The organism is Sinomonas sp. RB5 (assembly GCF_054063535.1).
On record NZ_JBSSGJ010000008.1, the window covers coordinates 32,464 to 51,023 of the forward strand.

Genomic DNA, 18,560 nt, shown 5'->3' on the forward strand with positions numbered 1-18,560 from the left:
CTGCTGTCCTTCCGTCGTCAGCTCATGAAGAGCCGGGCACTCTGGGTCTCGTGCTGCATCTGGGCGATCTCGAGCCCCGGCGGCACGGCGCCGAGGTCCCGGCGGTCGAGGCTCCCGATGCGACGCGCCGCCGCCTCGACGCGGGGCCGCAGGGCGCCGAGGACCCGCTGCCCCGCGTTCTGGCCCAGCGGCACGCCGCGGACCGCGTTCTGCGTCAGGGTCGTCACGGTGGAGAAGAGGTACGTGCGCACGAGGACGTCCGCGGGCGCGCCGTGGTCCACGCCGATGAGCGAGAACGCGATGGCCTGGTGCCCGCGGCAGCGCCCGGCGTCCACGAGCCGCCCGTACTGTTCGAGCCGCGGGCCCGGCAGCGCGTTCCGGCCGATCTCGATGAGCCGCCGCCCCATGGTCACCCCGGCGGTGCGCAGCTGGAGGGGGAGGGCCTGGGCGTGCAGGAGGGCGTCGAGGTCCTCGAGGGCGTCCGCGGCATCGCGTCCGACGCCGGCACTCGCCTCGGCGGCGAGGCGCACCGCGAGTCCGTCGGCCGGCACGAGCTGGAGGTCGAGGAACCGCTCGAGCCAGGCCCGGAAGCTCTCCTCGTCGTGGACGGCGCCGCGGGCGAGGTAGGTCTCGAGCCCGAAGCTGTGGGCGAAGGCCCCCGTGGGCAGCGCGGAGTCGCTCAGCTGCAGGAGCGGCAGGAGCCAGTCCATCGCGTGCTCCGGACCGTCAGTGCGTGTGCCCGGCATGGCGGAACGGCACGGGCATCACCCGGTCGGCCCGGGCATAGGGGACGTGGTGGTGGTCGAGGTAGTCCTGCACGGTGTGGTCGTACTGGACCACCATGACCTCCGCCCCGTACTCCGAGGCGGCGTCGAAGAACTGCGCCTGCAGGTGCCGGTTGCCGAGGGCGTGCGCCGTCACCCCCATCTCGTGGATCGACCGCGGGGCGATCACGAGCACGTCGGTGGCCTCGACGGAGACCACCACGAGGCCGTGCTCGTCCCGCACGAGGATGTCGCCGTCCCGGAGGTCGCCGTCGGGCCCCGGGGCCGCGGCGAGCCGCAGCCCGATCTCGCGCCCGTGGTCCGTGGTCACGCGCTGGATGCGCCGGACGAGGGCGGCGCTCGGCAGCACGACCTTCTCCACGTGGAGGCGCCCGAGCTCCTCCGGGGCGAGCTCCTCGACGTTCCCGGCGATGCTCTCGACGATCACTGGCTTTCCACCTTCCCTTCGCGTGGCCGGCTCGTGACGGGTCCGATGGTTCAGAACAGGAAGTAGCGCTGGGCCATCGGCAGGACGTCCACCGGGTCGCAGGTGGCCCTCTCGCCGTCCACCCGGACCTCGTAGGTCTCGGGGTCCACCTCGATCTGCGGCGTCTCGCCGTTGAACTTGAGGTCCGCCTTGCGCAGCCCGCGGATGCCGCGGACCGGGCGGACGCTCTTGCGCAGGCCGAGCGCCTCGGGGACGCCGGCGTCCACGGCCGCCTGGGACATGAAGGTGATGGAGGAGGCGTGCACGGCCGTGCCCATCGCGCCGAACGAGGCGCGCATGGTCTGGGGCTGCGGCGTGGGGATGGACCCGTTGGAATCGCCCATGAGCGAGCTGACGATCTGGCCGCCCTTGATGACCGCGTACGGCTTGACGCCGAAGAACGCCGGGTCCCACAGGACGAGGTCCGCGAGCTTGCCCACCTCGATGCTGCCGATGTACTCGGCCACCCCGTGGGCGATGGCGGGGTTGATCGTGTACTTGGAGACGTACCGCTTGATGCGGAAGTTGTCCCCGCGCTCGGTGTCCCCCTCGAGCTTGCCGCGCTGGGCCTTCATCTTGTCCGCGACCTGCCAGGTGCGGATGATGACCTCGCCCACGCGGCCCATCGCCTGGGAGTCGGAGCTCGTGATCGAGAAGACTCCGAGGTCCTGGAGGACGTCCTCCGCGGCGATCGTCTCGGGCCGGATCCTCGAGTCCGCGAACGCCACGTCCTCGGGAATGTCGGGATTGAGGTGGTGGCACACCATGAGCATGTCGAGGTGCTCTTCCTCGGTGTTGCGCGTGTAGGGCAGCGTGGGGTTGGTCGAGGCGGGGAGTACGTTGGGAAGCCCCGCGATCCGGATGATGTCCGGGGCGTGGCCGCCGCCGGCGCCCTCGGTGTGGTACGTGTGGATGACCCGCCCGGCGATCGCCGCGATGGTGTCCTCGACGAAGCCGCCCTCGTTGAGCGTGTCCGTGTGGATGGCGACCTGGACGTCGTAGTGGTCGGCCACCTTCAGCGATGCGTCGATGGCCGCGGCGGTGGCGCCCCAGTCCTCGTGGACCTTGAGCCCGATCGCGCCGGCCTTGATCTGCTCGGCGAGCGGCTCGACCGAGCTCGCGTGCCCCTTGCCGAGGAAGCCCACGTTGAGCGGCACGTCCTCGACCGCCTTGAGCATGTTCGCGAGGTTCCACGGCCCGGGGGTGACCGTGGTGGCCTTGGTGCCCTCGGCCGGGCCGGTGCCGCCGCCGATGAAGGTCGTGATCCCGGAGTTGAGGGCGGTGGCGAACTGGTCGGGGCTGATGAAGTGGATGTGGGTGTCGATGCCGCCGGCCGTGACGATCCGGCCCTCGCCCGAGATGACCTCGGTGCTGGGCCCGATCACGATCGTGACGCCGTCCATGATGTTCGGGTTGCCGGCCTTGCCGATCGCGAGGATGCGCCCGTCGCGCAGCCCGAGGTCCGCCTTGTAGATCCCGGTGTAGTCGAGGACGACCACGCTCGTGATCACCGTGTCCGCCACCGCGAGGTCTCCGGGCGCACCGTCGCGCACGGTGATGCCGTCCTGGCCCATGCCGTCGCGGATGACCTTGCCGCCGCCGAAGACCGCCTCGTCGCCGTGGCCGGTGAGGTCCTCCTCGATCTCGAGGAACAGGCCGGTGTCCGCCAGGCGCACTGCGTCGCCCCGGGTGGGTCCGTAGAGGTCGGCGTACTGGCGCCGGCTCATCTCGAAGCTCATGGGTTCTCCTCCCGTGGGGTCCGGTTCAGCCGAGGGGTCCGTTGACGGCGTTGGAGAAGCCGTAGACGGCCCTCGCGCCCGCCATGGCCACGAGGCGGACCGTCTTCCGGTCGCCCGGCTCGAACCGGACGGCCGTGCCGGCCGGGATGTCGAGGTGGAAGCCGCGGGCGGCGGCCCGGTCGAAGTCGAGGGCCCTGTTGGTCTCGGAGAAGTGGAAGTGGGAGCCGACCTGGATGGGGCGGTCGCCGGTGTTGGTCACCTCGAGCTCGACCGTCTCGCGCCCCTCGTTGCACAGCACGGGGCCATCGGCCAGGACGTATTCGCCGGGGATCATGCGGTGCTCCTAGCGGATCGGGTGGTGGACGGTGACGAGCTTGGTGCCGTCGGGGAAGGTGGCCTCGACCTGCACGTCATGCACCATCTCGGGCACGCCCTCCATGACGTCCTCGCGCGTGAGGATGGTGGTGCCGTAGCTCATGAGGTCGGCGACGGTCCTGCCGTCCCGCGCACCCTCGATGAGCTCGTAGGTGATGATCGCGACCGCCTCGGGGAAGTTGAGCTTGAGCCCGCGGGCCTGCCGCCGGCGGGCGAGGTCTGCGGCCACCACGATCTGCAGCTTCTCCTGCTCGCGGGGTGTCAGGTGCATGGGCAGCTCCTTGCGCTCTCTGACCGGGGCGGACCCCTTCACCCTAGGGCTGCCGGCGGCCGTTGTGGCGGAGGGGACGGGAAACTCCCCGGGAACTCCCAGACGCGCGCGGGCCCCAGGCGAAGGACCTTCTGAAAGTCACCTCCTGGGAGTCACCTCCCGTGGGTACCCACAGGAGGTGACCCTCAGGAGGTGACCTTCAGGAGGTGACCTTCAGGACGTGACCTTCAGGAGCTGACCTTCAGGACGTGACTTTCAGGCGGGCTCGAGGAGGCAGGTCTCGTGCGTCTCGCCCACCGGGACGGCTGCGGACGTGGCCACGCTGTACTGGGTCGGGCTGTGGCGCGTGACGAGGATGCCGTGTCCGACGGCGAGGGCATGCGGCCGGAGGGAGTCCTCGGCGTCGTTGAGGAGGGAGTCGCGCACGGCGGCGTGCGGGACGGACACGGTGATCTTCATGGTGTTCATGGGGGTCTTCCTGCCTCTGCCCCCGCCAGAAGGCATCGATGGATTCGGCCGCGCGGTAGCGCCTGCCAACGATTGTTTGTTAGCACATGATTGTGAGGCCGTGGCGCGCGGCGCGCAAGGGGGTTGCCATCCGGCCTGTGCGTCAGCCCGACGCGTTCACCTCGTTGCGGGCGTCCGCGATGGCCTGGATGAGGCGGGCGACCATGCCCTCCACGAGCTCGAGCTGCGCGGGGGTGTACTCGGCGAGGACCGGGAGCATGTGCCGGACCATGGGGTCGAACATCTCGCGGCCGGTCTCGCGGGCGCTCGGGGTGGGGGTCACCTCGATCTGCCGGCGGTCCGTGCTCGAGTGGCGGCGTTCGAGGTGGCCGGAGGCCTCGAGCCGGTCGATCACCGAGGTCATGGCGGCGGAGCTGAGCACGAGCCGCTCGCGGAGCGCGCCGGGGGTGGCGCGCTCCCCCTGGCGCTCGGCCTCCATGACGGCGCTGAGGGCGTGGACGTCGTTGCGCGCGAGCCCGTGCCTGCGGCGCACGGTCTCGGCGTAGCGGTCCGCCTCGTTGGTGAACTTCTGCAGCAGGAACATGAGCTCGAAGCCGGGGGCGCCGCGCATCATGTCGCGGCTCTCGCTGGGGTCGGAGGGGTGCACGGCGGACATTCTAGGCTCGCCGCCGTCCCTGGCCGCGCCCCGGGGCCGCGCCGAGCGAGCGGTAGGCCTCGAGCGCCTCGGCCCGGCTCTCGCCGAGGTCCACGCATTCGTCGGGATACTCGTCGGTGCCCAGCTCGGGGATCCACGCCCTCGCGTACGCCCCCTGGGGATCGAACTTGGCGGCCTGGGTGCGCGGATTGAAGATGCGGAAGAACGGGGCGGCGTCCGCGCCAGATCCCGCGACCCACTGCCAGTTGAAGGGGTTCGATGCCGGGTCCGCGTCCACGAGGGTGTCCCAGAACCACCGCTCGCCGAGGCGCCAGTGGATGCCGAGGTTCTTCACGAGCAGGCTCGCCGAGACCATCCGGACCCGGTTGTGCATCCAGCCCGTGGCCCACAGCTCGCGCTGGCCCGCGTCGACCATCGGGAAGCCCGTGCGGCCGCGCCGCCACGCGTCGAGCAGGCGGTTCGCCTCCCGGTCGCCGAGCACGACGGCGGGCGGGGCCCCGTGCGCGCGGCCGTGCGCGGCGTCGTGCGCGCCGCCCCTCCCCGCGTGCGGGAGCCACCAGGGGTAGGCGTCGAACTCGCGGCGGAGGTTCTCCGAGGCGAGGTCGGCGTGGTGGTAGAGGGTGTGCCAGGCGAACTCGCGCCAGCCGAGCTCGGAGGCGAACACGGCGCTGCCCTCGGGGGCTGCGCGGCGGCGGTCCGCCACCGCGTGCCAGACCTGGAACGGGCTCACGTGGCCCCAGCGCAGGTAGGGCGAGAGGCGGCTCGTGCCGGCGCGATCGGGCAGGTCCCGCTCGTCGGGGTACAGTGCCACGGCGGTGTCCGCGGTGTCCGGCCCCACGAAGTCCTTCAGGAGGGCGAGCCCGGCGTCCTCCCCCGGGGTCCAGGCCTCGGCGAGCGGCCCGGACCAGTCGGGGTCGCGGGGCAGGAGCGCCCACGCCCCGAGGTCGTCGCCGGAGGGCACATGCTCGGGCGCCTCGCGCTGGGGCCGCGGCACGGGGAGCGGGTGGCGGTGGTCCCGGCCGGAGACCTCCTTCCAGAACGGGGTGAAGACCTTGTAGCCGGTGCCCTGCTGGGTCAGGACGTCCCAGGGCTCGTGCAGGAGGGAGGCCTGGAAGCTCTCGGCCTCCCGCCCGGCGCGGCGCACGATCGACTTGACCGCCGTGTCGGCGCGCCGCTCGGGTCCGCCGTAGCGGCGGTTCCACGCCACGTAGCCGGCATGCGCCTTCGCGGCGACGTCGGGCACGACCGCCGCCGCCGTGCCGCGGCGCAGCACGAGGGGCACGCCCAGCTGCCCGAGGGAGGCGGCCAGGTCCTCGAGCGCGTGGTGGAGCCACCAGCGGGCGGCGCCGCCGAGCGGGCGGATCCCGGGGGACTCCTCGTCGAGGACGTAGAGCGCCACGGTGGGTCCGTGGGCGAGGGCGGCGCGCAGGGCCGGGTTGTCGCGGACCCGCAGGTCGTCGCGGAACCAGACCAGGGCAGGGGTGGCGGTGGTGTCGGAGGAGGTCATGCGTGCATCCAGACGGAGATGATGAGGAGGGTGACGGCGAAGCCGGTGAGGTAGTTGAGCCAGAGGAAGCGGCGCCAGCCGGCCCGGGTGGCGCCGGCCGTCGCGTCGGTGACGGACCAGAACGCACCGGAACTGGCGGCGTACGGGAGGGCGAGCACGGGGGCGAGCCGCACGAGGCCCTCCGCCCAGACGGTGAGGGCGAGCAGGAGCACGCCCGCGGCGAGGTAGCCGAGGACGGCGAGCCGCACGGTGGCGCGGGCCCCGAACAGGGTGGCGATCGAGCCGATCCCGGCCTCGCGGTCCGGGCCGATGTCCTGCACCGCGCCGAACGCGTGGCTCGCCATCCCCCAGAGGAAGAACGCCGCGAGGACGGCCACCGCCGTGGGGCCGGCGGCACCGTGCGCGAGGGCGAGCCCGTACACGGCCGGGGATACGAAGTGGGTGCTGGAGGTGACGGAGTCCAGGACTGGGCGCTCCTTGAACCGCAGGCGCGGGACGCTGTACGCGGCGACGGCGAAGAGCGAGACCGCGAGGACGGCCCAGCTCGCCGGCGGCCCTCCGGCCACGAGCGCGGCGACGAACGGGACGCAGGCCCCCCACGCGGCCACGAGCGCGGCCCGGTGCATCGGCGGCGGGAGCACGGCCCCCTCGGCCCCGCCCTTGCGCGGGTTGAGGACGTCCGAGGCGTAGTCGAAGACGTCATTCGTGCCGTACATCGCGAGGTTGTACGGCACGAGGAAGAACAGCGTCCCCACCACGAACCGCCAGTCCACTCCGCCGCCCGCAAGCAGGTACGCGGCCGCGAACGGGTAGGCGGTGTTCACCCACGAGAGCGGTCGGGAGGAGACGAGCAGGGCCCCCGCCAGGGAGTGGCGGGCCGGGCTCGCCGGGGCGGCGGAGGCGGCGGTCATGGGCGCTCCTCGGTTCTCAGGGCGCGCGCCCGGGGCGCACGACGGCGGTCTTCCGGGCTGGCGCTGCCCGGAGCCTGCCGGGCGGTGAGCGCGCGCCACAGGAGGGGCACGAGGACGGCGGCGGCCAGCGGGTAGCCGAAGTCCTCGATCGGCATGGCGCCGAGGAACAGGCCCGACAGCGCCGAGGGCGTGTACCCGTACAGCCCGAGGATGATGATCGCGTTGTCGAACACGGCGGTGAGCACGAGCAGCACGGCGCCGCCGGCGAGGACGGCCGCCCAGGTTCCCGGCCGGCGTCGTGCGCGGCGGGACAGCAGCGCGGCGAGCGCCGCGGCCAGCGCGAGGAAGACGAGGTCGACCACGAGGTAGCTCACGGCCGCACCCCCCGCCGGCGCCCCGAGCGGGCGGCGAGCGCCCGCTCCGCCCCGGCGTACAGGGCAAGGGCCGTGTAGCAGAAGAAGGCGAGGAACACGGGCTCTTCGAGGGGCAGCTGGGGAGCGAGCATGATCCCGGTCGCGAGCGGCGAGCCCAGGTGGAGGAAGATCCCGGCCGCGATCCCGGCCGCGTCCCACGCGAGGAAGAACACGGTGCCGGCCGCGACGGTGAGGGCCGCGGCGCGGGGCGCGCGCCAGAACGCGAGGCGGAAGCGGGCGTCCAGCGTCGTCACGCCGGCGGCGGAGACGAGGAGGGCGATCAGGTAGGCCATGGGGCCTCCTCCCGGTCGCGCGGGGCGCGCTCGGCGGGGCGCGGCGTGGCGTCCACCAGGCCGCGCACCGGCACGAGCGGCGGGCCGACGGGGCCGGGGCGCCGCTCGCCGCGGACGCGCTTGAGCACGAGCTCGGCGCTGATGAGGCACATCGGCACCCCGATGCCCGGCCGGACGGAGGCGCCCGCGTAGAGCAGCCCGGCCACGCGCCGGCTCGCGTTGGGCGGCCGGAAGAACGCGCTCTGCCCGAGGGTGTGGGCGAGCCCGAGGGCTCCGCCGCGCCAGGCGTTGACGTCGGCGGCGAAGTCCGCGGGGCCGATGGTGCGGCGGACCGTGATCCTCTCGGCCAGGTCGGGGACCTGTGCCCAGGCGGCGATCTGACGGACGGCGGCGTCCGCGATGGCCTCGACCTGCGGCGAGCCCGCGCCGCCCACGCCGCCGCGGCCCCACGCCGGGGCGGCGGCCGTGGGCACCAGGACGAACAGGCTCTCGTCGCCGGCCGGGGCCACGCCGGGATCCGTTGCGCTGGTCCGCGAGACGTACAGGGAGGTCGTGGCCGCGGGCTCGCGCCCGTCCCCGATCCGAGCGAAGCCGTCCTGCCAGTCGCGCGAGAAGAACAGGCTGTGGTGGGCCAGCTCGGGCAGCGGCCCGCGCACGCCCAGGCAGGCCAGGACCGCGCCAGGGCCCGGGTCGCGGCGGCTCCACGCGGACTCCGGCTGGCTGCGCAGCGCCGGCGGCAGGAGCTCGGTCTCGAGGTGGTGCAGGTCCGCGGCGCCGACCACCACCGAGGCGCCCGAACGGTGCTGGCGCCCGTCCGCGTCCCTCCAGACCACGCCCTCCACCCGGGCTCCGCCGGGGGCCGGGCCGGTCACGATGCTCTCGGCCCGCGCGCCCGTGCGAATCTGCACGCCAGCGTCGCGGGCCAAGCGCACCATCGCGTCCACGAGGGCCGCGAAGCCTCCCTCGGGGTACAGGACCCCCTGGGTGAGGTCGAGGTGGCTCATGAGCTCGTAGAGGGCCGGCGCCCGGTAGGGGGTGGTGCCCAGGAACACGGCCGGGTAGCCGAGGATCTGGCGCTGCCGCGGGTCCCGGAACCGCCGGGCCACGCGCCCGTGCAGGGTCTGGCCCAGGAGCGCCGCCAGGCGCGGCAGGCGCGAGAGGACCTCGCCGTGGCCGAGCCCGCGGAGGGAGGCGAAGTCGTCGTAGAGGAAGTGCGCCAGGGCCACGGTGTAGGCGTCCTCGGCCTCCTCGAGGTACCGGGTGAGCGCCCCCCCGGAGCCGGGGTCGAGGGACTCGAACAGCGCAGCGGCGGCCTCGCGCCCGGCCGGCACGTCCACCGGGCGCTGCTCGCCCTCGAAGAACACGCGGTAGCCGGGGTCGAGGCGCCGCAGGCGCAGCTCGGCGGAGGCGCTCGAGCCCATGAGCCGGAACCAGTGGTCGATCACCTCGGGCATGAGGTACCACGAGGGGCCCGTGTCGAAGACGAAGCCGTCTGCCTCCCAGCGCCCGGCGCGGCCGCCGAGCACGGGCTGCTGCTCGAGGAGCTGGACGGCGTGGCCGTCGCGGGCCAGCAGTCCGGCGGTCGCGAGGCCGGAGATTCCGCCGCCGACCACCACCACGGTGCTGGCGTGCCGGGGGCGCCCCGGGACCCGGGCGGCGCGCTGGCGCTGGGGGCGGTTCACGCCGCCCTCCCCTCGGCCGCCGCCGGCGAGCCCGCGACCGCGGGCGCGAACGCCGGACCCGTCCCCGCCACCGCGGCGGCGGCGAGGCGCAGCTTCACGTGCCCGGGGACGCGGACCCGGGTGGTGACCAGCACCGAGGCCGGGCAGGCGTCGATGCGGTCCGCGAGCTCGGAGAAGAGCGAGTGCGCGAGGGCCACGGCGCGCCGGGAGCCCGGCGGGAGCATGCGCAGGCCCGGCAGGGCGGCGTCGAGGTCGCTGCGCAGGTCCGCCACGAGGGCGTGCTTCTGCTGCTCGGTCAGGCGCCGGGGGTCAACGCCGGGGAAGTAGGCGCGGCCGAGCTCCTCGCCGTCCTGCCCGAGGTCGCGCAGGAAGTTGACCTTCTGGAACGCCGCGCCGAGACAGCGGGCCGAGTGCTCCATCGCGGCGCGGTCCGCGGGGAGCACGGCCAGCCCGGACAGGAACACGCGCAGGCACATGAGGCCCACCACCTCGGCCGAGCCGTAGATGTAGGCGCCGAGGGAGTCCTCGGAATGGGCATGCGGGTCGCAGTCGCGGCGCATCGAGGCGAAGAACGGGGCCACGAGGTCCCGGCCGATCCCTGCCTTCCGCGCGGTCTGGGCGAAGGCGTGGACCACGGGGTTGGTGCTGTAGCCGAGCTCGAGGGCGAGCCCGGTCTCCTCCTCGAGCCGGTCGAGCTGGGCGAGGACCTGGGGGCCGGTGAGGCCGGCCTCGGCGGCGGCCCCGTCCACAGCCTCGTCGGCGATCCGCACGAGGGCGTAGACGTTCTCGATGTCCTCGCGCTGCCCGGCCCCCAGGAGCCGGCAGGCGAGGCCGAACGAGGTCGAGTAGCGCCGGATCACGACGGCGGCGCCGGCCACGGCGGCGGCGGTGTACTCCTCGAGGGCTCCCATCTCAGCGCTCCCGGTGGAGGACGTGGTTGCAGATCCGGGTCAGCTCGGACCGCAGCGCCGGGGGGAGGTCGCCGCGGCGCGCCTCCTCGAGCGCGTCCGTGACCATCGAGTGGGCGAGGGTCAGCGCGTAGGACTCGGCGCCGCTGGCCTCGAGGGCCGCCCGGACGCGGTCGACGTCGGCCTCCTCGCCGGGCGCGGCCGTGCCGGGGGCGAGGTGGCGGGCCACGTCGGGGTGGGTGCGCGCGTAGGCGGTGAGGATGGTCAGCTTGCCCTCGCGCAGGTCCGAGGTGACGGACTTGCCGGTCTGGCCGGCGTCGCCGAAGGTGCCCAGGACGTCGTCGATGACCTGGTACGCGGTGCCCACGAGCATGCCGACGCGGGCCACGTCCTCGGCGCGCTCCGCGGGGGCGCCGGCGAGGATGGCGCCGAGGCGCAGGGGCGCGGCGAAGGAGTAGGCGGCGGTCTTGAGCTGCTCCATGGCGAGGACGTCCTCGACCGTGCGCTCGGCGTCGTGGGCCATGAGCACGTCGTCGAGCTCACCGGCCGCCGCGTCGGTCACCGCGGAGTGCAGCACGTCCGCGATCCGCGGGGCCAGCTCCTCGTCGCGGCATGCCCGGTCCGCGAGGCGGAAGGCCCCGGCGAGGAGCAGGTCGCCCGCGATGACGGCGATGGAGGCGCCCAGGTGGCGGGCCTCGGCGTCGGGCAGGCCGCGCGCCGCCGCGTCCTCGCGGTACTGGCCGGCCAGGTTGGTCCGGCCCCGGCGCATGAAGTCGCGGTCGATCACGTCATCGTGCACCACGAGCGCCCCGTGCAGGAGCTCGACGGCGGCCCCGAGGGTCGCGCAGGCCTCGGCGTCGGTGCCACCGAAGGCCGAGTAGGCGTGGAAGACGAGCTGCGGGCGCAGCCGCTTGCCGCCCTGGAGGCACTCCTCGATCCGCTCCCACAGGAGCGCGAGCCCCGGCGTGCCGGCGGTGCCGCGGGAGGTGGCCACCCAGGTCTCGAGGACCCGCTCGGTGGCCGGCCCCACCTCGTCCCAGGTGAGCCGGCGGCCGGCCCCCTGGGGCTCTTCGGCCGCGGCGCGGGACCGGGTGGCAGGAAGCGTGAGACCGGGGGTCGTGGTCGCGGATCGCATGGGTCCTCCTCTGGGGGCCGTTCCCAGCCCGTCCTCTCGACTTCTTGATGTCTCGATTAACTACAAATATGATTGTCTAGGATCGTACGGTTGTAAAGGGGGACCGATGCACCAGCACCATCACACCGCCGGCGGAGCCCGACCCAGGCCGCTGGCCGCCGCAGTCGCGACGGCCGCGTCCGCCGTCGCGGCGCTCCTCCTCGCCGCCTGGGGCTCCGGCGCGTTCGGGGGCACCACCGTCCAGGACGCCGCCGGCGGGTACCTCTCCGCGACGGCCACGCCCGTGGCGCCGGCGGCCGCCGCGTTCTCCATCTGGAGCCTGATCTACCTGGGCCTGCTGGCCTACGCCGTGTGGCAGTTCCTGCCCGGTGCCCTGGCCAGCGGGCGGCAGCGCGCGCTCAGGCCCTGGGCCGCGGCATCGATGCTCCTCAACGCCGCATGGCTGTGGGCGGCCCAGCTGGGCTCCCCCTCCGTGGCGCTGCCGGTCTCGATCGCGGTCATGCTCGCCCTCCTTGCCGTGCTGTGCCGCATGCTCGTGCTCCACCTCAGCACCCCGTCGGCCTCTTTCCTAGAGTCCGTGGTCTCCGACGGCACCTTCGGCCTCTACCTCGGCTGGATCTGCGTGGCCACGGTCGCCAACGCCGCCGCCCTCGTGGCCGCGCTGCTGGGCATCGCCCCCGGCGCGGCCCAGCCCGCACTGCCCGGCGGAATCAGCGCGGCGGCGGTGGCCGTCGTCGTCCTCGCGGTGGCCGCCGCCGTCGGGGTGGCCCTCGCCCTGCGCGGCCGGATCTCCCCCCTGCTCTCCTTCGCGTGGGGCCTCGCCTGGATCGCCGTGGGACGTCTCGCGGGACCGGCCCCGATGCCCGTGGTGGGCGTCACCGCGGCGGTCGCGGCCGCCGTCGTCCTCGCCGTGGCGATCGCCGCGCGCCTGAAGGCCGGGCGCCCCGGCCGCCCCCTCGCCCACCGGTCCAAGGAGGCCCCAGCATGAGCCGCGTCATCGCCGTCACCGGCGCCACCGGGTACATCGGCGGCCGCCTCGTCCCCCGCCTCCTCGCCGCCGGCAACCGCGTCCGCGTGCTGACGCGGGACGCCTCCAAGCTGCGCGACGTGCCCTGGGGGCAGGACGTCGAGGTGGTCACCGGCAGCCTCGACGATCCCCAGGCGGCCGCCGCGCTGTGCGCCGGGGCCGAGGTGGCCTACTACCTCGTGCACTCCATGGGCAGCCACGCCGACGACGACTTCCCGGCCCGCGAGCGCGCATGCGCCCAGACGCTCGCCACCGCCGCGCGGGACGCCGGAGTGCAGCGGATCGTCTACCTCAGCGGCCTCAACCCGGGCACCAGGCTCAGCCGCCATCTCGCCTCCCGCACCGAGGTGGGACGGATCCTCCTGGAGTCCGGGGTGCCCGCCGCCGTGCTGCAGGCCGGGCTCGTGATCGGCTCCGGCTCGGCGAGCTTCGAGATGGTCCGCCACCTCACGGACGTGCTCCCCGTCATGCCGGCGCCGCGCTGGGTGCTCAACCGGGTCCAGCCCATCGCCGTCCGGGACGCCCTGCACTACCTCGAGGCCGCCGCGGACCTCCCCTCCGACGTGAACCGGGCCTTCGACATCGGCGGACCGGACGTGCTCACCTATGCCGACATGATGCGCGGGTACGCGAAGGCCGCCGGGCTGCGCCCGCCCGTGATCCTCGCCCTGCCCGTGCTCACGCCGTGGCTCGCGGCCCAGTGGGTCAACCTCGTGACCCCCATCCCGCGCGCCCTCGCGATCCCGCTCGTCGAATCGCTGCAGAACGACTGCGTGGTCCGCGAGCACAGCATCGACGCCTACGTGCCCCGGCCCGAGGGCGGCCTGACCTCATACCAGCGGGCCGTGGAGCTCGCCCTCGGGAAGATCGCCAAGGGCGAGGTGGAGACCACGTGGGCCAGCTCCTCGCCGCTGGACGCCCCGAGCGACCCGCTGCCCAGCGACCCGGGCTGGTCCGGCGGGACCGTCTTCACCGATGTGCGGACGGAGGCCTCCACCGCACCGCCCGAGCGCCTCTGGGAGGTGGTCGAGGGGATCGGCGGCGAGAACGGCTGGTACTCCTTCCCCCTCGCGTGGGCCGTGCGCGGCTGGATCGACAAGGCCGTGGGCGGGGTGGGCCTGCGCCGCGGGCGCCGCAACCCCCACCGGCTCCAGCTCGGCGAGGCCCTGGACTGGTGGCGCGTCGAGGCCCTCGAGCCCGGCCGCCTCCTGCGCCTGCGCGCCGAGATGCGCGTGCCGGGGCGCGCCTGGCTCGAGATGACCGTCGAGCCCCGCGGCACCGGCAGCACCTACTCGCAGCGGGCCGTGTTCGTCCCCCATGGGCTGGCCGGGCGGCTGTACTGGTTCTCCGTGCTCCCCTTCCACGGCGTGATCTTCCGGGGCATGGCCTCGCGGATCGCCGCGGCGGCGGAGGCCGAGCGGTCCGCGCCCGCCCCCGCCGCACCCGCCGCTCCCGCTCCCGCAGCTCCCGCCGCACCCGCCGCTCCCGCCGCATCCCGAGAGGACCATCCATGACGACGTTCCGGCGGCGCCTGCGCTGGCTCTTCCCTGCCCTCCTTGTCCTCGCCTGGTTCGCGCTCAGCGGGCTCGGCGGCCCGACCTTCGGCAAGCTCTCCTCCGTCTCGAGCAACGATCAGGCGACCTTCCTGCCCGCGAGCGCGGAGTCCACGGAGGTGCGCGCCTGGCAGGAGAAGTTCACGGCCTCCACCGCGATCCCCGCGCTCGTCGTCGTGGAGAAGGACGGCACGCTCTCCCGGGACGACCTGGCCGCGCTCGCCCCCCTGGGCGCCAAGCTCGCGTCCGTGGCGGGCGTGGCCCCGCCCGCCGCCGGGGCGCCGTCGAGCGTCGTGGGCCCCATCCCGTCCAAGGACAGCCGCGCGGCCGAGTTCATCGTCCCGGTCGCGGACGCGGACCAGGTCCGAGCCGTCGTCTCCGGCCTGCGGGAGGCGGCCGGCACCGTGCCGGCGGGCCTGCGCGCCTACGTGACGGGCCCGGCCGGGCTCACCGCGGACCTCGTCTCGGCCTTCGGCGGGATCGACGGGATCCTCCTGCTCGTCGCCGTCGGCGCGGTGTTCGTGATCCTCGCGCTCGTCTACCGCTCCGTGGTGCTGCCCTTCGTGGTGCTGTTCTCCGCGATCGCCGCGCTGTGCGGGGCGATCCTCGCCATCTACTGGTTCGCGAAGGCCGGGTGGATCACGCTCAACGGCCAGAGCCAGGGCATCCTCTCGATCCTCGTGATCGGCGCGGCGACGGACTACGCGCTGCTCCTCGTGGCCCGCTACCGCGAGGCGCTCCACGCGGTCGAATCCCGCTGGGACGCCATGCGCCGGGCCTGGCGCGCCGCGTTCGAGCCGATCCTGGCCTCCGGGGCCACGGTGATCCTGGCCCTGCTGTGCCTGCTCTTCTCCGACCTGAACTCCAACCGCAGCCTCGGGCCGATCGCCGCGATGGGCATCGCCTTCTCGCTCCTGTCCTCGCTCACGTTCCTGCCCGCGCTGCTGGTCCTGTGCGGCCGCTCCGCCTTCTGGCCGCTGCGTCCCGCGTACGACGCCGGGCCCGCGGCTCGGCGGCACGCCGCACCGTCCGCGCGGGCCAGGGCAGCTGCCGTTCCCGAGGGCCTCGAGGACGTGCGCGGCCTGTGGCGGCGGGTCGGCGGCCTGATCGCCCGGCGGCCGCGCACCACGTGGATCGTGGCCCTCGTGCTCCTCGGTCTCGGCGCCGCCGGGCTCCCCCAGCTCAAGGCCAACGGAGTCGAGCAGACCCAGCTCGTGCTCACGGCCACGGATTCCGTGGCCGGCCAGCAGGCGCTCGCCCGCCACTTCGACGCCGGCACCGGCAGCCCCGTGGTGGTCGTGGCCTCCGAGGACCGCGCGGCCGACGTCCTCAAGAAGGTCCAGGACACCCCCGGCATCAGCTCGGCCTCGGTCTATGCCGGTGCCACGGCGCCCGGTGCGCCGGGCACGGCGGCGAGTGCCGCCGTCGTGCGCGACGGGCGGGTGCTGGTCAACGCCGTGCTCGCGAGCCAGCCCGACTCCGCCGACGCCGAGCGGACGGTGACCGACCTGCGGTCCTCGCTCGACGCCGTCGACCCCCAGGCCCTCGTGGGCGGCGTGACCGCGATCGCGCTCGATACCAACCTCACGGCCCAGGCGGACCTGCGCAGGATCATCCCGCTCGTGCTCGGGGTGATCCTGCTCGTGCTGATCCTGCTGCTGCGCTCGATCGTGGCGCCGCTGATCCTCATCGGCTCGGTGGTGCTCTCCTACGCCGCCGCGCTCGGGGTCTCGGCGCTCGTCTTCAACCACGTGTTCGGGTTCCCCGGGGCGGACGCCGCGGTGCCGCTGTTCGGGTTCGTGTTCCTCGTGGCCCTCGGCGTGGACTACAACATCTTCCTCATGACCCGGGTGCGGGAGGAGTCCCTCGCGCACGGGACGCGCCCGGGGATCCTGCGCGGGCTCTCCCTGACGGGCGGGGTGATCACGTCCGCGGGCGTCGTGCTCGCGGCCACGTTCGCCGCGCTCGGGGTCATCCCGATCCTCTTCCTCGTGCAGATCGCGTTCATCGTCGCGTTCGGCGTGCTCCTGGACACCGTGGTGGTGCGGTCGCTGCTCGTGCCGGCCGTGGCCTACGACGTGGGGCGGGCGATCTGGTGGCCCTCGCGCCCGGCCAGGACGCCCGCCTCCCCCGACGGCCCGGCGTCGCCGGCCCCGCCGGCCCCGCCGTCCGAGACGTCCGGGACGCGGGGTCACGTCCCAGCGTCCCGGGGTCAGGTCTGAGGCGACCCGGGGTCACCTCCCAAGGACGCGGGGTCACATCTGAGCCATCCCGAGGTCATCTGCCCCTTCAAGGCCGGGGAGGTGACCCCGCGCCCGGCCAGAGGTGACCCCGCGTCCGGCCAGAAGTGACCCCGCGTCCGGCCAGAAGTGACCCCGCGTCCGGCGAGAGGTGACCCCGCGTCTACTCCTGGGTCTGCTTGGCCCAGAGGTTCACGCCGGCGTCGACGGCGTCGCGGTCGATCGCGTTGAGCTCCTCCTCCGTCAGGGGCGGACCGGAGAGCGCATCGAGGTTGGTGTCGAGCTGCTCGACGGAGGAGGCGCCGATCACGGCCGAGGTCACCCGGGAGTCGCGCAGCGCCCACTGCAGGGCGAGCTGGGCGAGCTTCTGGCCCCGCGCGGCGGCGATGTCGTTGAGCCGGCGCACGTGGGCGAGGGTGCGCTCGTCGAGGTGGCCCTCCTGGATGGTCGAGCCCTTCCGGGCGGCGCGCGAGTCCGAGGGGATGCCGTCGAGGTACCGGTCGGTGAGCACGCCCTGGGCGAGGGCGGTGAAGACGATGCAGCCCATGCCCTGGGTGGCGAGCTCGTCGAGGAGGTCCTCCTCGATCCAGCGGTTGAGCATCGAGTAGGAGGGCTGGTGGATGAGCAGGGGCGTGCCGAGCTCGCGGGCGATCTCCGCAGCCTCCCGGGTCTTCGCGGCGGAGTAGGAGGAGATGCCGACGTACAGCGCGCGCCCGGAGCGGACCGCGGTGTCGAGGGCCATCATGGTCTCCTCGACCGGGGTCTCGGAGTCGAAGCGGTGGCTGTAGAAGATGTCCACGTAGTCGAGGCCGAGCCGCTTGAGCGACTGGTCCAGGCTCGCGAGGACGTACTTCCGCGATCCGCCGCCCTGACCGTACGGCCCGGGCCACATGTCGTAGCCGGCCTTCGTGGAGATGACGAGCTCGTCGCGGTACGGCGCGAAGTCGTCGCGCAGGTACCGGCCCATGTTCTCCTCGGCGCGGCCGTACGGCGGCCCGTAGTTGTTGGCGAGGTCGAAGTGGGTCACGCCGCGGTCGAAGGCCCGGCGCAGGATGGCGCGCTGGGTCTCCTCGGGCCGGTCGTTGCCGAAGTTCTGCCACAGCCCGAGCGAGAGGGCCGGGAGCTTGAGTCCGCTCCTGCCGGTGAAGCGGTACTCCATGCGGTCATAGCGGTCATCGGCTGCTGTGTAGGACATAGGGTCCCCTTCGCTCGGCTGCGGTCGGTGGACGTTCCGCGGTTCTCGGTGGGCTTTCCGCGCCTAGCCTACGGAAGGTCGAGGCCGGACACGACCACCGCCCGGAGTTCTTAGAGACCGCTTAGACCGGGCCCCCTAGCCTCGTGCCATGACTCGTCCCGGACCCGGCCCCACCGACGCCAGTGCCCGCCTCCAGCAGGCCCCCGCCCTCCGGAAGGTCCCCGAGGTCACTGTGGCGTTCTGGGCGGCGAAGCTCCTGACGACGGCCCTGGGCGAATCGGCCTCGGACGCCCTGGTGACCACGGTGGACCCGTACCTCGCCGTGGCCGGCGCCTTCGTCCTCTTCGCGGCGGCGCTCGCCCTCCAGCTGCGCGTGCGCCGGTACATCCCGTGGGTGTACTGGGCGGCCGTGGCCATGGTCGCCGTGTTCGGGACCATGGCCGCGGACGTGCTCCATGTGGTCCTCGGGGTCGCGTATGCGGCCTCGGCCGCCGGGTTCGCCGTGGTGCTCGCCGCGGTCTTCTGGCTCTGGCACCGCAGCGAGGGGACGCTGTCCATCCACAGTGTGGCCGCCGGCCGGTCCGAGCTGTTCTACTGGGCGGCGGTCTGTGCCACCTTCGCCCTCGGGACGGCGGCCGGGGACCTCCTCGCCTACACCGCGGGGCTCGGGTTCCTCACGGCGGGCATCGTCTTCGCGGCCCTGTTCGCGGTCCCCCTGCTCAGCCGCCGCTCGGTGGGGCTGCCCGAGACCGCCGCGTTCTGGCTGGCCTACATCCTCACGCGCCCGCTCGGCGCCTCCTTCGCGGACTGGACCGGCAAGGGCCCGGAGGCCGGCGGCCTGGGCTGGGGCGACGGCCCCGTGGCGGCCGTGCTCCTGATCCTCACCATGTTCTTCGTCGGCGGCCTCCAGCGGCGGCAGGCCACAGCGACGCCGTGA

General features: G+C 73.9%; 19 protein-coding genes. 4 read left to right on the top strand and 15 right to left on the bottom strand.

The features are described 5' to 3' along the window. Nucleotides 1–17: 17 nt before the first annotated feature. The 14 genes from ACVWWH_RS10795 to ACVWWH_RS10860 form a co-directional block, all read right to left on the bottom strand. A complete protein-coding gene (locus ACVWWH_RS10795; protein ID WP_457316576.1) occupies nt 18–746 on the bottom strand; it encodes an urease accessory protein UreF in 729 nt (242 codons plus the stop codon). After that, on the bottom strand, nt 727–1,212 hold the full coding sequence (ureE, locus tag ACVWWH_RS10800) for an urease accessory protein UreE (protein WP_457316577.1): 486 nt from the start codon (nt 1,210–1,212) through the stop codon (nt 727–729). Before ureE ends, ACVWWH_RS10795 begins: the two co-directional genes overlap by 20 nt. Nucleotides 1,213–1,262: 50 nt before the next feature. Then, nucleotides 1,263–2,990, bottom strand: a complete 1,728-nt coding sequence (gene ureC / locus ACVWWH_RS10805; protein ID WP_457316578.1) for an urease subunit alpha — start codon at nt 2,988–2,990, stop codon at nt 1,263–1,265. 25 nt (nt 2,991–3,015) lie between these two features. Further along, entirely contained in the window at nt 3,016–3,324 is a 309-nt protein-coding gene (locus tag ACVWWH_RS10810) for an urease subunit beta (protein ID WP_066494268.1), read from the bottom strand. A 9-nt stretch (nt 3,325–3,333) separates the two neighbouring features. Further along, complete coding sequence (locus ACVWWH_RS10815) at nt 3,334–3,636, bottom strand: urease subunit gamma (protein WP_066494266.1); 303 nt, start codon at nt 3,634–3,636, stop codon at nt 3,334–3,336. Between the two features lie 255 nt (nt 3,637–3,891). Continuing rightward, on the bottom strand, nt 3,892–4,104 hold the full coding sequence (locus ACVWWH_RS10820; RefSeq protein ID WP_066494265.1) for a hypothetical protein: 213 nt from the start codon (nt 4,102–4,104) through the stop codon (nt 3,892–3,894). Nucleotides 4,105–4,246: 142 nt separating this feature from the next. Continuing rightward, nucleotides 4,247–4,750: a MarR family winged helix-turn-helix transcriptional regulator gene (locus ACVWWH_RS10825; RefSeq protein WP_457316579.1), complete on the bottom strand. Its 504-nt coding sequence runs from the start codon at nt 4,748–4,750 to the stop codon at nt 4,247–4,249. A gap of 10 nt (nt 4,751–4,760) precedes the next feature. Continuing rightward, on the bottom strand, nt 4,761–6,266 hold the full coding sequence (locus tag ACVWWH_RS10830) for a cryptochrome/photolyase family protein (protein WP_457316580.1): 1,506 nt from the start codon (nt 6,264–6,266) through the stop codon (nt 4,761–4,763). Next, a complete protein-coding gene (locus ACVWWH_RS10835) occupies nt 6,263–7,177 on the bottom strand; it encodes a prenyltransferase (protein ID WP_066494262.1) in 915 nt (304 codons plus the stop codon). The genes ACVWWH_RS10830 and ACVWWH_RS10835 overlap by 4 nt, the downstream gene beginning before the upstream one ends. Beyond that, complete coding sequence (locus tag ACVWWH_RS10840) at nt 7,174–7,551, bottom strand: lycopene cyclase domain-containing protein (protein WP_457316581.1); 378 nt, start codon at nt 7,549–7,551, stop codon at nt 7,174–7,176. The genes ACVWWH_RS10835 and ACVWWH_RS10840 overlap by 4 nt, the downstream gene beginning before the upstream one ends. Next, on the bottom strand, nt 7,548–7,883 hold the full coding sequence (locus ACVWWH_RS10845; RefSeq protein ID WP_457316582.1) for a lycopene cyclase domain-containing protein: 336 nt from the start codon (nt 7,881–7,883) through the stop codon (nt 7,548–7,550). Before ACVWWH_RS10845 ends, ACVWWH_RS10840 begins: the two co-directional genes overlap by 4 nt. After that, nucleotides 7,871–9,565 (bottom strand): phytoene desaturase family protein, encoded by a 1,695-nt coding sequence (gene crtI / locus ACVWWH_RS10850; protein WP_457316583.1) that lies wholly within the window; start codon nt 9,563–9,565, stop codon nt 7,871–7,873. The genes ACVWWH_RS10845 and crtI overlap by 13 nt, the downstream gene beginning before the upstream one ends. Continuing rightward, nucleotides 9,562–10,476, bottom strand: coding sequence for a phytoene/squalene synthase family protein (locus ACVWWH_RS10855; protein WP_457316584.1), 915 nt, complete (start codon nt 10,474–10,476; stop codon nt 9,562–9,564). Before ACVWWH_RS10855 ends, crtI begins: the two co-directional genes overlap by 4 nt. A gap of 1 nt (nt 10,477) precedes the next feature. Beyond that, complete coding sequence (locus ACVWWH_RS10860) at nt 10,478–11,608, bottom strand: polyprenyl synthetase family protein (protein WP_066494256.1); 1,131 nt, start codon at nt 11,606–11,608, stop codon at nt 10,478–10,480. Nucleotides 11,609–11,714: 106 nt separating this feature from the next. Between ACVWWH_RS10860 and ACVWWH_RS10865 the strand changes: the two genes are divergently transcribed. The 3 genes from ACVWWH_RS10865 to ACVWWH_RS10875 are packed head-to-tail and all read left to right on the top strand — an operon-like array spanning nt 11,715 to nt 16,410. After that, the gene (locus ACVWWH_RS10865) at nt 11,715–12,596 is read left to right on the top strand and encodes a tryptophan-rich sensory protein (protein WP_457316585.1); all 882 of its coding nucleotides are present in this window, start codon (nt 11,715–11,717) and stop codon (nt 12,594–12,596) included. After that, a complete protein-coding gene (locus ACVWWH_RS10870) occupies nt 12,593–14,149 on the top strand; it encodes an SDR family oxidoreductase (protein ID WP_457316586.1) in 1,557 nt (518 codons plus the stop codon). Before ACVWWH_RS10865 ends, ACVWWH_RS10870 begins: the two co-directional genes overlap by 4 nt. After that, nucleotides 14,146–16,410 carry an MMPL family transporter gene (locus ACVWWH_RS10875; RefSeq protein WP_457316587.1) on the top strand — a complete coding sequence of 755 codons (2,265 nt, stop codon included), beginning with the start codon at nt 14,146–14,148 and terminating at the stop codon, nt 16,408–16,410. The genes ACVWWH_RS10870 and ACVWWH_RS10875 overlap by 4 nt, the downstream gene beginning before the upstream one ends. Nucleotides 16,411–16,591: 181 nt before the next feature. Here ACVWWH_RS10875 and mgrA read toward each other — a convergent pair whose 3' ends face one another. Continuing rightward, nucleotides 16,592–17,623 carry an L-glyceraldehyde 3-phosphate reductase gene (mgrA, locus tag ACVWWH_RS10880; RefSeq protein WP_457316588.1) on the bottom strand — a complete coding sequence of 344 codons (1,032 nt, stop codon included), beginning with the start codon at nt 17,621–17,623 and terminating at the stop codon, nt 16,592–16,594. A 148-nt stretch (nt 17,624–17,771) separates the two neighbouring features. On the opposite strand from mgrA, the gene ACVWWH_RS10885 reads away from it, so the two are divergent. After that, a complete protein-coding gene (locus tag ACVWWH_RS10885) occupies nt 17,772–18,560 on the top strand; it encodes a COG4705 family protein (protein ID WP_457316589.1) in 789 nt (262 codons plus the stop codon).

Bases quoted from the DNA above. Each gene is read 5' to 3' on its own strand.
- ACVWWH_RS10795 (WP_457316576.1), bottom strand. From the start codon at position 746: ATGCCGGGCACACGCACTGACGGTCCGGAGCACGCGATGGACTGGCTC.
- ureC (WP_457316578.1), bottom strand. From the start codon at position 2,990: ATGAGCTTCGAGATGAGCCGGCGCCAGTACGCCGACCTCTACGGACCC.
- ACVWWH_RS10810 (WP_066494268.1), bottom strand. From the start codon at position 3,324: ATGATCCCCGGCGAATACGTCCTGGCCGATGGCCCCGTGCTGTGCAAC.
- ACVWWH_RS10815 (WP_066494266.1), bottom strand. From the start codon at position 3,636: ATGCACCTGACACCCCGCGAGCAGGAGAAGCTGCAGATCGTGGTGGCC.
- ACVWWH_RS10820 (WP_066494265.1), bottom strand. From the start codon at position 4,104: ATGAACACCATGAAGATCACCGTGTCCGTCCCGCACGCCGCCGTGCGC.
- ACVWWH_RS10830 (WP_457316580.1), bottom strand. From the start codon at position 6,266: ATGACCTCCTCCGACACCACCGCCACCCCTGCCCTGGTCTGGTTCCGC.
- ACVWWH_RS10835 (WP_066494262.1), bottom strand. From the start codon at position 7,177: ATGACCGCCGCCTCCGCCGCCCCGGCGAGCCCGGCCCGCCACTCCCTG.
- ACVWWH_RS10845 (WP_457316582.1), bottom strand. From the start codon at position 7,883: ATGGCCTACCTGATCGCCCTCCTCGTCTCCGCCGCCGGCGTGACGACG.
- ACVWWH_RS10855 (WP_457316584.1), bottom strand. From the start codon at position 10,476: ATGGGAGCCCTCGAGGAGTACACCGCCGCCGCCGTGGCCGGCGCCGCC.
- ACVWWH_RS10860 (WP_066494256.1), bottom strand. From the start codon at position 11,608: ATGCGATCCGCGACCACGACCCCCGGTCTCACGCTTCCTGCCACCCGG.
- ACVWWH_RS10865 (WP_457316585.1), top strand. From the start codon at position 11,715: ATGCACCAGCACCATCACACCGCCGGCGGAGCCCGACCCAGGCCGCTG.
- ACVWWH_RS10870 (WP_457316586.1), top strand. From the start codon at position 12,593: ATGAGCCGCGTCATCGCCGTCACCGGCGCCACCGGGTACATCGGCGGC.
- ACVWWH_RS10875 (WP_457316587.1), top strand. From the start codon at position 14,146: ATGACGACGTTCCGGCGGCGCCTGCGCTGGCTCTTCCCTGCCCTCCTT.
- mgrA (WP_457316588.1), bottom strand. From the start codon at position 17,623: ATGTCCTACACAGCAGCCGATGACCGCTATGACCGCATGGAGTACCGC.
- ACVWWH_RS10885 (WP_457316589.1), top strand. From the start codon at position 17,772: ATGACTCGTCCCGGACCCGGCCCCACCGACGCCAGTGCCCGCCTCCAG.